Source organism: Dyella solisilvae, from assembly GCF_003351225.1.
Classification (GTDB): Bacteria; Pseudomonadota; Gammaproteobacteria; order Xanthomonadales; family Rhodanobacteraceae; genus Dyella; species Dyella solisilvae.
The window spans coordinates 1-11,832 of the sequence record NZ_QQSY01000009.1 but is presented as its reverse complement, the minus strand read 5'-3'; the positions used below and the strand labels follow the sequence as shown (position 1 = coordinate 11,832).

13 protein-coding genes are annotated in these 11,832 nt (G+C 62.9%); 10 read left to right on the top strand and 3 right to left on the bottom strand.

Annotated features, from left to right (window positions below; translation table 11 throughout):
- Window positions 1-4: 4 nt before the first annotated feature.
- Window positions 5-1,066: an acyltransferase family protein gene (locus DVT68_RS19320; RefSeq protein WP_114826917.1), complete on the top strand. Its 1,062-nt coding sequence runs from the start codon at window positions 5-7 to the stop codon at window positions 1,064-1,066.
- A gap of 77 nt (window positions 1,067-1,143) precedes the next feature.
- Here DVT68_RS19320 and DVT68_RS19315 read toward each other — a convergent pair whose 3' ends face one another.
- A complete protein-coding gene (locus DVT68_RS19315) occupies window positions 1,144-2,529 on the bottom strand; it encodes a diguanylate cyclase domain-containing protein (protein WP_114826850.1) in 1,386 nt (461 codons plus the stop codon).
- Between the two features lie 355 nt (window positions 2,530-2,884).
- On the opposite strand from DVT68_RS19315, the gene DVT68_RS19310 reads away from it, so the two are divergent.
- From DVT68_RS19310 to DVT68_RS19300, 3 genes are all read left to right on the top strand, one after another.
- A complete protein-coding gene (locus DVT68_RS19310) occupies window positions 2,885-3,892 on the top strand; it encodes an alpha/beta fold hydrolase (protein ID WP_158543551.1) in 1,008 nt (335 codons plus the stop codon).
- A 117-nt stretch (window positions 3,893-4,009) separates the two neighbouring features.
- Window positions 4,010-4,600 carry a hypothetical protein gene (locus tag DVT68_RS19305; protein ID WP_199536148.1) on the top strand — a complete coding sequence of 197 codons (591 nt, stop codon included), beginning with the start codon at window positions 4,010-4,012 and terminating at the stop codon, window positions 4,598-4,600.
- 119 nt (window positions 4,601-4,719) lie between these two features.
- The gene (locus DVT68_RS19300; protein ID WP_114826849.1) at window positions 4,720-5,409 is read left to right on the top strand and encodes a DUF4386 domain-containing protein; all 690 of its coding nucleotides are present in this window, start codon (window positions 4,720-4,722) and stop codon (window positions 5,407-5,409) included.
- Window positions 5,410-5,605: 196 nt separating this feature from the next.
- Here the strand turns inward: DVT68_RS19300 and DVT68_RS19290 are convergent, their stop codons facing one another.
- A complete protein-coding gene (locus tag DVT68_RS19290) occupies window positions 5,606-6,271 on the bottom strand; it encodes a glutathione S-transferase family protein (protein WP_114826847.1) in 666 nt (221 codons plus the stop codon).
- Between the two features lie 118 nt (window positions 6,272-6,389).
- Between DVT68_RS19290 and DVT68_RS19285 the strand changes: the two genes are divergently transcribed.
- Both DVT68_RS19285 and DVT68_RS19280 read left to right on the top strand, forming a co-directional pair.
- Entirely contained in the window at window positions 6,390-6,992 is a 603-nt protein-coding gene (locus tag DVT68_RS19285; RefSeq protein WP_114826846.1) for an Lrp/AsnC family transcriptional regulator, read from the top strand.
- 144 nt (window positions 6,993-7,136) lie between these two features.
- Entirely contained in the window at window positions 7,137-8,153 is a 1,017-nt protein-coding gene (locus tag DVT68_RS19280; protein ID WP_147281774.1) for a hypothetical protein, read from the top strand.
- A 189-nt stretch (window positions 8,154-8,342) separates the two neighbouring features.
- Here DVT68_RS19280 and DVT68_RS19275 read toward each other — a convergent pair whose 3' ends face one another.
- Window positions 8,343-8,651, bottom strand: coding sequence for a hypothetical protein (locus tag DVT68_RS19275; RefSeq protein WP_114826844.1), 309 nt, complete (start codon window positions 8,649-8,651; stop codon window positions 8,343-8,345).
- 776 nt (window positions 8,652-9,427) lie between these two features.
- Between DVT68_RS19275 and DVT68_RS19270 the strand changes: the two genes are divergently transcribed.
- The 4 genes from DVT68_RS19270 (at window position 9,428) to DVT68_RS19255 (ending at window position 11,716) form a co-directional block, all read left to right on the top strand.
- Complete coding sequence (locus DVT68_RS19270; protein ID WP_147281773.1) at window positions 9,428-9,730, top strand: hypothetical protein; 303 nt, start codon at window positions 9,428-9,430, stop codon at window positions 9,728-9,730.
- Between the two features lie 442 nt (window positions 9,731-10,172).
- A complete protein-coding gene (locus DVT68_RS19265; RefSeq protein ID WP_114826842.1) occupies window positions 10,173-10,409 on the top strand; it encodes a hypothetical protein in 237 nt (78 codons plus the stop codon).
- A gap of 93 nt (window positions 10,410-10,502) precedes the next feature.
- A complete protein-coding gene (locus DVT68_RS19260) occupies window positions 10,503-10,943 on the top strand; it encodes a hypothetical protein (RefSeq protein WP_114826841.1) in 441 nt (146 codons plus the stop codon).
- Window positions 10,944-11,089: 146 nt separating this feature from the next.
- Window positions 11,090-11,716, top strand: a complete 627-nt coding sequence (locus DVT68_RS19255; RefSeq protein ID WP_147281772.1) for a hypothetical protein — start codon at window positions 11,090-11,092, stop codon at window positions 11,714-11,716.
- Window positions 11,717-11,832 lie beyond the last annotated feature (116 nt).

Genomic DNA, 11,832 nt, shown 5'->3' with positions numbered 1-11,832 from the left:
AGCGTTGCGACGCCTTGCGTCCGTCGACGCATTGCGTGGCTGCACCGTTGCGTTGATGTTGTTGGTGAATGACCCCGGCGACTGGGGCCACGTCTACTGGCCGCTCGAGCACGCTGAATGGAACGGATGCACGCCCACCGACCTGGTGTTTCCGTTCTTCCTGTTCGTGGTGGGCGTGTCGATCGCGCTGGCGATTGGGCCGCGGCTGGAGCAAGGCGCCGACCGCGGCGCGCTTGCCCGGGCTGCGCTCAAGCGCGGGCTGCGCATCCTGCTGCTGGGCGTGGCGATCAACGTGCTGGCCTGGCTGATCATGCCCGGCGCCCACCTGCGCTTGCCCGGCGTGTTGCAGCGCATCGCCGTGTGCTTCGCCGGCGCGGCGCTGTTCGCCATCTACACGAAACCGCGTACGCAGTGGCTGGCCATCGCCGTGTGCCTGCTCGGCTACTGGGCTCTGTTGCTGCTCGGCGGCACGCTGGACCCATTCGTCAACATCGTCAGCCGAAGCGACTTCGCAGTGTTCGGGCGGACGGTGTATCTGATCGATCCGGTGACAGGCCTGGGCCATGATCCCGAAGGCCTGCTTGGCTGCATACCGTCACTGGCCACGAGCCTGCTCGGATTGCGCGCTGGGCAATGGCTGCGTGACGAGAAAATGCGGCCGCTGCTGGCGGCGGGAGTGGCGTCATTGGTGCTGGGCATTGCGTGGTCGCTGCTGCTGCCACTGAACAAGAATCTGTGGACTTCATCGTTCGTGCTGTGGACGGCGGGTTGGGCGATGCTGGCGCTGGCCTTGTTCCACCTGCTGATCGACCGACGAGGCTGGCCCGCGATCGGTCGCCGCTTTGGCGTGAATGCGGTGGCGGCTTATGCAGGCTCGGAGCTGATGCAGATCCTGCTGCCCGGCCTTGGCATCCAGGATCCCCTGTACCAGCGCGCCTTCGCCAGCCGGATCACTCCGCTGGCGGGCCCCTACGTGACGTCGCTCGCCTTCGCGCTCGTGTTCGTCGGCGTGTGGTGGCTGATCGTGTTTGCGATGGATCGGCGACAGCTCTACATCAAGCTGTAGCGAGCAGGCGGCAGGCCGACGGTTCAACCCGATCCACTGATCAGACGTCGCGCGGCACAAGGCGCCGTGCGGCGACGCTAGCCGAAGATGGCGCCCTCGTCCGCGTGGCGATCCGGCTGGGTCGCCACGCGCACGCGATTGCCGCCGCCTTTCTTCACCTGGTACATCGCGTCGTCGGCGGCGCGGGTGAGCTCGCGTGCATCCTCGCCGTGTAAAGGGAAGGTGGCGATGCCGATGCTGATGGAGACATGCAGGCTTCGCTCGGCCAGCGGGAATGGCTCGTTCAGCGCCACCCGCAATTTCTCCGCCACGGCCACGCTGTCGGCAGGGGCCTGCATGTGTTCCAGCAGCACCACGAACTCGTCGCCGCCCACGCGTCCGACCACATCGCCTTCGCGCAGCTGGCTGCGAATGCGCTGCGCGACGGCGCACAGGAGTTGGTCACCGACGTGGTGTCCGTACTGGTCGTTCACCTGCTTGAACTTGTCGAGGTCGATGTAAAGCAGGGCCAGGTTGCCGCCGAAGCGCGTGGCGTTATCCAGCGCAGCCTCGAACTGCTGGTAGAACAGGTCGCGGTTCGCCAGGTCGGTGAGTGGATCGTGCCGTGCAATGTGGTGAAGCCGTGCTTCGGCGCGCTTGCGCTCGATCGCCGCGGCCACCTGGGTTGACACGAACTGCAGCAGCTCCTGGTCGGCCTCGGTGTAGCGGGTGGCGTCCGAGTAACTCTGGACCACCAGCGCGCCAATCACATTGCCCTGGGTCACCAGCGGCACGCCCAGCCAGTGCAACGCATCGGCGCCATGCAGCGGACGTGAGGGGTCGGCAAGCTGAGCAGGCGTCAGCAACAACGGTTGGCCGGTCCGGATCAGTTCCGACGCGAGCGTGCCGGAGTCCAGGCTCTGCGGGGGCGGCGCGTCGTCGCGCTCATCCACGAAGTAGGGAAAACTCACCTCATGGCGCCGTGCGTCGTAGAGCGCCACGAAAAAGTTCTCGGCGGGAAGCAGCCGCCCGATGATGTGGTGGATCTCCTCGTACAGCGCCGGCAGGTTGTCCGCGGCGTGGGCAGCCTCGGAGATCGCATGGAGGGCGGAGGTCATCGCCTCGGCGCGCTTGAGCGACGTGATGTCGCGTGCCACCGCGATGCGCACGCGGTCTTGTTCCGACCAGCGCGCCGACCACATGATGTGAACGACCCGACCGTCCTTGCGGATGTAACGGTTCTGGAAATGCGGCTGCGGATGCCCGTCCATGATGGCGGCCACCGTCTGCATGGTGAGGTCCCGATCCTCCGGGTGCACCAGTTCGATCATGCGCCGCCCGAGCACCTCCGACGGCGGGTAGCCGAAGATGCGCTCATAGGCAGCGTTGACGAAAAGGTAACGCCCCTCGACGTCGACCACGCAGATCGCGTCCCACAGCAGGTCCATGATCTTTTCGAGCGAGCTGAATTTCTGGCTGTCCATCGGGCGTTTCGCTCAGCAGTGCTCGGCCGGAACCGGCTGGGGGTATTCCATGGACAGGCAAGATGCGTGCCGTTGCTGCGACAGGGCATGCAGCCATCCGCGGCCGGCGTGGCCTGGGGCGGGAAGGGCAGCGGCGCGATGGGCCATCATGGGACAGGCGCGGAGCGTCGGGCGACGTGGCAACGGAAGGCGCCACTATAGGCCTTCCGGACGGCTGATGTGTCGGGGGCAGTCGCCCCGCAGTCCGGACATCTTGTACTGGCCCTTAGCCTCCGGTAACTATCGAAGCCGGGTCGATAGGCTCCACCCTACGCCCAGGTCCCTATGCTCGGGCCACACCAATACAAGGAAAATCATGAAGCCATGGACAATGGTCGCGCTGACCCTGGTGTTGGGTGCAGCGTGTCGAGCGCAGGAACCCACACCGCCGCTGGTGAGCGACCCGGTCTATACCCGTCCAGCACGTCTCGTCGATATTGGTGGCGGCCAACGCCTGAATCTGTACTGCCTGGGGTCCGGGTCGCCAGCCGTCATCATGGATGCCGGCATGGGTGATTCCACGATTTCCTGGGCGTTGGTGCAGCCAGCCCTGGCGCACAGCACGAAGGTGTGCTCGTTCGATCGCGCGGGCCTTGGCTTCAGTGATGCAGCGCGCCGGCCGAGCACGCCACGCAACCAGTCCGAGGACCTTCACCGCCTGCTGGCCGCCGCCGGTATCAGGCCGCCGTATGTGCTGGTGGGCCACTCCCTGGCAGGCATGAACGTGAGGGTGTTTGCGGACATGTATCGCGCGGACGTCGCTGGAATGGTCATTGTCGAGGGATCACACGAGGACCAGTCGACACGAGGTTGGGCGATTGGCGTGCCTGGGCAGAAAGACCGATACGACGCCTATCTGAAAGATGCGCACGCCTGCGTCGCGGAGGCCGAGAAGGGGCTGGTGATGGGCACCCCCGCATATGAAAAATGCGTCGGCGTTCCGGACGCACGCGTGAGTCCGGACATCAACCGGGCGCAACAGGCCTACGCGGTGAGCCCGCGATGGCAGGCGGCCGTAGCGTCGGAGCGCGAGAACGTGTTCTACGAAAGCGCCGCCGAGGCCCGGGGCACACGCAAGGACTTCGGCGACATGCCGATCATCGTGCTGACCCATTCGCCGTTCGCCAAGCGCAGTGACGAGACGCAGGACGAGCGCAACCAGCGCACCTTGCTGTGGGAGGACCTACACCTCCAGGTCGCCGCGATGTCATCGCGCGGCATCAACGTCATCGTGCCCAACAGCACGCACTACATCCAGTACGACAAACCCCAGGTGGTCATCGACGCGGTGCGGCAGGTCGTGTCGGAATCGCGCGATCGGTGACCTATAGGGTCAGGTACAGGTCGTCGGGCGGCTTGGCGCCACCCTGACCTCTGGCGGTGGCGCGCCGATCCATGCGGCGCGATCATGCCCGGGCACTTCCGCAGAAGGACCATTCGTATGAAAGGTTTTCGCGTTGTGTTCCTCGCCGTCGCTGCCCTGCTGGTGATGGCCTCCGGCATCGCCGTCCATGCCTCGCAAGACGCCCCCAAGAATCAACAGGGGGCGGCCAATCTCTCCGGTCTGCATGATTTCGACTTCCTGGTGGGTGACTGGAAAGGCCACCACCGCAAGCTCAAGGACAAGCTCGCCAATAGCCACGAGTGGGAAGAGTTCGACGGCGCCCTGAGCATGCGCAAGCTGATGGACGGCTATGCGAATGTCGACGACAACGTGTTCAACACGCCCGAGGGCGCTTATCGCGGCGTGGGGCTGCGCTCCTACGACCCCAAGACCGGCCAGTGGGCGATCTGGTGGCTCGACGGCCGCAACCCGTTCGGCGAACTGGACCCGCCAGTGAAGGGTCATTTCGATCACGGCGTGGGCACCTTCTATTCGACCGACACCTTGCGCGGCAAACCGATACGCGTGCGCTTCGTGTGGTCCGGGATCACGCCCACCAAGGCGCATTGGGAGCAGGCCTACTCCGCCGACGACGGCAAGACCTGGGAGGTCAACTGGATCATGGACTTCACTCGCGTGGCGCCGTAGCGAGCGACGCACGGGGCGAGCAGGGCGGACCCACCGAGGGATGGATCGTCAGTGGAAGGAAACGCACGGGTGCGCCGCGTGGCGGGCTAGCGAGCAACACATCGCATGGGAGAGCGCACATGGATCCGATCAAACGGCGCGCAAGAATCGCGGGCTGGCTCTACCTGCTGCTTGCCGTCTCCGCGCCGATACGCCTCATCTACCTTCCCAACACGCTGTTCGTCCACGGCGACGCCGAGGCCACCGCCGCCAACATCGCAGCCCACGAGGGGTTGTTTCGCCTCGGCATCGTCACGGACCTGTTTACCGGGACCATCAGCCTCTTCCTCACCTTGTCGCTGTTTCGACTGTTCAAGGGCGTGGACATGACCCTGGCGGTGCTGATGACCGTGCTCGGTCTGATGGACACGCCGCTGTACTTCTTCAACGTGCTCAACGACGTGACCACCTTGCTGCTGGTGCAGGGTGGCGACTACCTCGCCGCATTCACTGAGCCGCAGCGCGCATCGCTGGCCATGCTCCACCTGCGCATGCATGGCCAGGTCGTCGGCTATTCCCAGATCTTCTGGGGATTATGGTTGTTCCCGCTGGCCATCCTGGTGATCCGCAGTGGCTTCATCGCCCGCTTCATCGGCTATTGGCTGATCCTCAATGGCTTTGCCTATCTGGCTATCAGCCTCACTGGCCTGCTGTGGCCCAGTCATGAGGATCTGGTTTCCAGCATTGCGTTCCCCGCCCAACTGGGTGAGATCGCCCTGGTGCTGTGGCTGGTCATTGTGGGCGCGCGCGTGCGGGCGTCCAGCGCTTGAGTCGCCGCCTCATTGCGAACGGGCAACACCATCGCCGATGCCAAGGCACAACCTCAGGGAAGTGATGACGGCATGCCTCGCAAGCTTGGCGGCATCCTTTTTGGCCTTCGGCTGGACGGGAGGCGTCGTTGAGGGAGCGTGCGCCATCCTGCGCAGCAGGCGCCGATCGCTGATGTAGCCGTGCAGGCAGAGCAGCTCAAACCATGGCGAGGGCATGGCCCGCTCCCGCGTTGGCTTCGCGTGGTGTATCCACGGTGTCGCCGGAAAAGGTGGTGGCCATCATCGAAGGACGCGCGCACATTCGCCGGTACCAGGCGGACAGCCGCGGCCGCCCCGCCAGGAAGTCATGAACATGGCGAAATTCGATCCAGCTCAGTGCCGTGGCGAGGGCGACGTCGCCGATGTCCAGCGTGTCGTGCGCCTGGACGTTGGCTTCCAGGTAGTCACAGGCCGCGATGACCTTCTGCAGATGGCCTTCAAGCAGTGGCGGCCATCTCATCGCCTCAGGACGACGTTCGGCCTCCCAGCGGACGGCGATTCCGGCATCAGCCAATCCCGTGGCGATGGCCTGGTGGCGCAATGCGCGATATCGAGGCGATAACTCGGAAGGAATCAGCTTCGGTCGATCGTGAAGCCCGTCCAGGTACTCACAGATCACATTCGAATCGAACAGGACGGTCCCGTCGTCGCAGATCAACACGGGCACCTTGCCCAGCGGGTTGAGTGCGAACACATCCTCGTTGCGCTGCACCGGGCTCGTTTCGTGGTGGATCACTTCCATGCGATCGGCCAGCCCCACTTCGTGGGCCAACACGAGGACCTTTCGCGCGTACGGCGAATGCGACTGGTACAGAAGCTTCATGACTGGAAGGCTCAGGGTGACAGGTGCAGGCTATGCTAGAGCCCGGTCGCGCGGCCTTTCCGCGACTTAGAATCGTTTGGCGAACATTTTTCCCGTTGACAGAGGAATTCGCGCGCAAATGAACAGCGAACTGGACAAGACAGACCGGCGCATCCTGGCCGTGCTCCAGAAGGATGCGCGCCGCCCCGCCGAGCTGATTGGATCGGACATCGGGCTCTCCGCGTCCGCCGTGCAACGACGCATCGTGCGTATGCGCGAGGAGGGCATCATCGTCGCCGAGGTCGCCGTGGTCGACCCCAAGCGGGCGGGATTGCCGTTGACGATGATCGTGGACGTCGAGGTCGAGCGCGAACGCCCGGAGCTTCTGGCGAGCCTCAAGCAGTGGATCGCCACCGAGCCACGCATACAGGAGGCCTGGTATGTCACCGGCGCCGGCGACTATGTGCTAATCGTCGTGGCGCGCGACGTCGACGACTTCGAAGCCCTGATGCAACGCCTGGTGGCGGACAATGCCAACGTCCGTCGCTTCCAGACCAGGGTCGCCCTGAGCACGCTCAAGCGCGGCATGCTGGTGCCGTTGGATCTGCCGTCTGAGTCGCGCACGACCAGGCCGGATGCACCCGGAGACGACAAGACCACTCTGCCCAAGGCGGGCAAACAGCGTCGGGATCAAGGGGCCAGGAAGGACACCCGCCACCGATCGGGGAAGGCAGCCAGATAGAGGGCTCCGTCAGGCACGGTGGCACGTTCAGGGACAAATACGGCCACGGCGCCACAGACTTCAGGCGAACCGCCGCACAGACGACTCTTCGATACGAGTGTGTGGCGCCTGGAAACCAACGAACTTGAGGTCCGCGGAATGAGCATGAAGAAAGTAGCTCGGTTTCCGAACCTGCTGATCGCGGCCGCCATGACCTTGGCGATCAACTCGCCCGTCGTCGCGAGTGCGACGCAGGGTGACGCCCCACCGCCGATCGATCAGTCGTTCACCACGTTCTGGCGGGCAGCCAAGGGCAAGCCTTTCGCCGAACAGGAGAAGCTCTGGGACAAGTTCATCGAGGCGCCTCGAGAGGCCGTGTACCAGTCGGTCGTCTGGGAGGTCCGCAACCAGCCGGACTGGCGCCAGCAGAAGGACCTGGCCTTGAGTGCTCGATTCCAGGAGTACCAACGCATCGGCCAGGACATACCTGAAGGAGTCCACGCCATCAGTGACGCGCTGAACGTACAGACGAAACAGTTCGCCAGGTATTTCGGCGCGTCGGGGCAGCCGAAGGTGATGGTGGTGCTTGCCCCCAATTTCGACGCCAAGAGCGGCGTTCTGCCGAATGGCGAGCCGGTGCTTGCGTTGGCCGTCGACACCTTGCTTCTTGAGAAGGCTTCCCTGGATATCGTGTTGCCACACGAACTCTTTCACCTGTGGGATGCCGAACACGCCGGCATTACGGACGACGGCGTGATGCCAGGAACCCATCTGACCCTCCCCCTCTTTGAAGAGGGCCTCGCAACTTACGTCAGCTCGATAGTCTCACCGGGTCACACGGATGGTGAGTACCTCCTTCAGCGCGATCTGGGTGCGCTTCCGGATGGGAAATTGCCTGAGGCGGCAAAGCGCTTCCTGCAGGAAGCGGACGAACTGACCATTGACCCGACCAAGCACGCGACCTCGAAAACGTTCGCGCGCTGGTTCGAAGGTGGAAGAACGCAGTTTCAAGCCGACCTGCCCAATCGCTCGGGTTACTGGTTGGGACTGCACGCCATACGCCTCCTGGCGCGACAGCATCCACTGGCGGAAATGGCCTCATGGCCACCGGCCAAAGCAGAGCAGGAAACCCGCGCCGCACTCGTCGTATTGGCTCAGGGCCGGCAGGCTTCATTGCATTGACCTGGGCGTCACCGGTTCCACCTCCGTGAAGACGGCGTCGCATGATTTGCCTGAGCCGCGAAGGGGCGAGTCAATCGACAAATGGACGGCCCTGCATCGACGGCGGCACGGACCACCGGGTGTCCCGGCAGGCGCCGAGAGGCGCCCGCCACGTGAGTACGTGTCGGGACCATCCGCTCAGCGTAACGATTAGTGCTTTGCGCGCGCCGCGGGTTGGGCGGGAGCCGTCGCCGGGGTCTCCTCCGGTGGCGGCTTGAGTGTGATCGCCAGCTCCTCGAGAGCGGTGATCTCCTCGTTCAGCGCATCGTGCAATTCGCCTTGGCGCGTCATCAGCGTTTCGATCAAGCTGGCGTGCTTCAGCTTCCTGAGTTCGCCATCAAACAGCAGCCACTGCGCCGTCAGGGTCTCGACGTTGTTCTTCGCGTAGTGGCGCATCTCCTTGAGCTGCGCAACGACGTCGTTGACGTGTTCGAACGGAGTCTTGGTATCCACGGACATGGCGGCACCTCACTTTTCGACCGTCCACCACGATAGGCCCGCAAAGCTTGCTGTTGCCGAAACGGCGTGATTGGTGGGTCGGGAGTTTCCTGAATCCGCGCCGAGATCCGCTCGTTGGGTGCGGCCGGTTGCCTCGTAACTTACCGCGCATGGGCCGTAGAGGCCTGATTCGGCTTTATTGATTTCCACGGGGTCAATCCGTGCGGTCATTCCCCAAGTGTTTAATTTGCAGGTGACGCCAACCCCAAGGAGATACATTTTCCCAGCAAATCAAATCCACCTTCGACCCGAAACGCATGCCTTCGATGGTGAGTCGGTGCATAGGAGCACCCAGCGAAGGGAACGATGCGGCCCGATGGCCTGGCCCGAGTAGGCCCGAGTACGTTAGGACGGTCGAGTGGACGCGGGCTTCCGAACCGGAGCCGACAAAGCAAGGGGACTTCAAATGATCGCCCAACGGAATCGATCACCATATCGATGGCGGACTGCCGTGCGGCAGCATCTCCCGTGGTTCCTGCTTGACCTTGGTGTTGCTGAAAAGGGCCAAGACTGCGAACGGGCGGGTGGAACGCATGCCTGGTACAACCAGGACGAGTTCAGCAGCGCTTGCTACCGCTGTAAAGTCGTTCGAGTCGGCCGCCTGTGGAGTGAGGCAGGCCACCCGAAGGACGACGCATAGCTACATGGCGGGATCAAAGCATTCTTAGGGTCCGCTTCCGGCCCACAGCTGACATTACGAAGAGCTTCCCGTCCTGCCAACGAGCGTAGAGGTCGATTTGCCTATTCCACTCATCCTTGGGCTTATGGGTGCCGCCAGTTGGGTGGTGACGATGTCTGTGGCCGGTGCGTTTTGGAAGTCCATCGTCGAGGCAGACCCGAGCTATGCCGCCCAGCTCTATTCACCACCGTTTGATCAGGTGTTCTATCGCCTCGGCCCGGTAAATTCGTGGGTGTTGTTTCGAAGCCGAGCCCCGGTCGCCGTGATGGGACGCGTCAGGGCGCTTCGGGTGGTTGTGGTCGTTAATATGTGCCTGGCAGCTGGTTTTGCGGGCAGCCTTCTCTGCCAGATGGCGCGGTAAGGTCCGCTCCCGACCCGAAGCAGACATAATCGCCTAGTTGGATTTCTAGATACTTTTTGCTATGACGGGCGTGATTCGACCTATATCCAGCGTTGAAGCAACGGTCTTGGAGAACGTTCTCCGGGTTGGAGCCGTCGGTGTCTTGTCGCCGGAAGCCGTCGCCCCGATAAGGCGGCTATCGGTGACAGCAACGTGCAAGTGCGGCTGCGCGACTGTATGGTTCGGCCCAAAGGGTGAGGCCACTAATGGCAGTATTGCTGCCGAGGCGTGTGGTACATGGAACGGTGCGACGATTGATGTAATCGTCTGGTGTGCTGACGGGAAGATCGTTGGACTTGAAGTGGTCGGTGCAGGCGCTGTTGGGCTTCCCGATCCGGCCTCGGTGAGACCATTAGAGCAGTGGTTCCAAGCGACGTAGAGGCGGACTCTTCAAGGGGGATTGGTGCGCGAGGTCATTGAGGACGCGGTTGGAGCAACCGCCAGATTCATCTTCAAAGTGATTATCTGGGACTTCGTGCTCTTCCAATTGGGCCGGGTTGTGATGCTCGCGCTCACTCTAGGCCGCTATCCGACCCGCAAGGATTGCGCGCAATCCCACGGCCAAATCCAATGGGTAGGAATTGCAACGCTTGTTGTTTTATGGGTGGCGGTTGCCGCGTTCAACAACCTGCGTCGCTAGGCGTTTTCGTAAGGTCCGCTCGCGACCCGAAGCGGACAGCGAAGAATCCAAAGATAATCGCCAGGGTGTATTGAACTAGTTCTAAGGGGAAATATGGATCAGGGGAATCGGACGTTCGCTCACGAGCCGCTCGCGCGTGCAGAAGTTGAGCAGGAAGAACGTAAGCAAATTTGGCGCATGGCAACGTTTGCTGTGTCGCTTGGCGTGGCAGCGATCCTCGCGTACCTGGGCCACAACGATGTCCTGCACAGACACAGTTACCAGTTGGCCCTGATTGTTCCTCTGGGCCTCTATGTCCGCTTTCTTACCGCATATACGCAGCAAAAGAAGGCTATTCAACCTCTAAGCCTGTCGGAATTGAGAGCAGTCGAAGACCTGGCGCAGGCAAACCCCGCGATCAGTAACGCCTTCGCACGCTGGCGATCCGAAGGGGCAGTGCTGCGGCAGCGAGATCTTGCTGCCTGCAAAGCCGATGGCGGCAAGTCCGGCCGGGAAGCCAAGCTCAGCGACCTGAAGTGGGACAAGCCGAACTAGAGCAGCGTGAGCGCAACTGTCCGCTACCGACACAGAGCGGACCTAAGCTCTCCAGGGAACTGTGAGCGACGGTCCAATTGTGCGTGCCGCGGCGTTAATCCGTGTTCGCAGCAAGCAGTGCAGATCATCCCGAGGGGGAGATGAGCTTGAAAACACCGGACGAATTTGCGGAAGCGATGAACGCAAGGGGAGCACTTTCTTCTGGAGACATCAACGGTTCCCAAGCCACCCCTGGCACGGGGGGCAAACACTACAGCCCGCGCCCCCAATCGCGCCTGCTGAACACTCTGGCGCTCCTGGTCTGCGGTGGCGTGGCACTGTGGGGGGCGTGGCGGGGTCTGGGCAACCATCATCCGCTGCTGGCTGGCCTCTTCGCTTTAGGCGCCGTGGTCGCCATCACCGGCCTGGCGTATGTGGCCACGGTCCGCGTTGTTATTGATGACCGAACGTTTGTACGTACTTGGCTCCTGGGCCGACGGGTCATCGTGTTGGAGGACATCGCCCAGCTTGGCCTCGTCCAATACAAGGGCACGGTGTCACTGCTCGTTCGGAGAAGTCGGTGGCGCCAACTGTCGCTGAGCAGTGATACGTTCGACTGGCAAGATGTGCGCTGTATGCACCGCGACATTCTACTGGCCCTGGGCTTGGACACCGAGCCTATGTGGCCGACGGCCCCACGCTGGCTTGGCATGCTGGACGTGGCTGCGGTGCTCAGCTACCGGCGCTTTCAGGCGGAGATGCAAGGAAGCGATGGCGGGCCGGCTCTGCACTAACGAAGCCCAAGAAGGGACACGGCCGCGTTCGGATCGAAGACCGAATCGTAAGGTCCGTATATGGACTCCTCCCCTATGCAAAGCCCCCCGTGCTCTGACGTCCGCGTCGACTGCAC

What these genes read in the sequence shown, in the direction of transcription:
- DVT68_RS19280 (WP_147281774.1), top strand. Translation starts at nt 7,137, where the DNA reads ATGAAGAAAGTAGCTCGGTTTCCGAACCTGCTGATCGCGGCCGCCATG.
- DVT68_RS19290 (WP_114826847.1), bottom strand. Translation starts at nt 6,271, where the DNA reads ATGAAGCTTCTGTACCAGTCGCATTCGCCGTACGCGCGAAAGGTCCTC.
- DVT68_RS19305 (WP_199536148.1), top strand. Translation starts at nt 4,010, where the DNA reads ATGAAAGGTTTTCGCGTTGTGTTCCTCGCCGTCGCTGCCCTGCTGGTG.
- DVT68_RS19315 (WP_114826850.1), bottom strand. Translation starts at nt 2,529, where the DNA reads ATGGACAGCCAGAAATTCAGCTCGCTCGAAAAGATCATGGACCTGCTG.
- DVT68_RS19260 (WP_114826841.1), top strand. Translation starts at nt 10,503, where the DNA reads ATGGATCAGGGGAATCGGACGTTCGCTCACGAGCCGCTCGCGCGTGCA.
- DVT68_RS19275 (WP_114826844.1), bottom strand. Translation starts at nt 8,651, where the DNA reads ATGTCCGTGGATACCAAGACTCCGTTCGAACACGTCAACGACGTCGTT.
- DVT68_RS19310 (WP_158543551.1), top strand. Translation starts at nt 2,885, where the DNA reads ATGAAGCCATGGACAATGGTCGCGCTGACCCTGGTGTTGGGTGCAGCG.
- DVT68_RS19300 (WP_114826849.1), top strand. Translation starts at nt 4,720, where the DNA reads ATGGATCCGATCAAACGGCGCGCAAGAATCGCGGGCTGGCTCTACCTG.
- DVT68_RS19285 (WP_114826846.1), top strand. Translation starts at nt 6,390, where the DNA reads ATGAACAGCGAACTGGACAAGACAGACCGGCGCATCCTGGCCGTGCTC.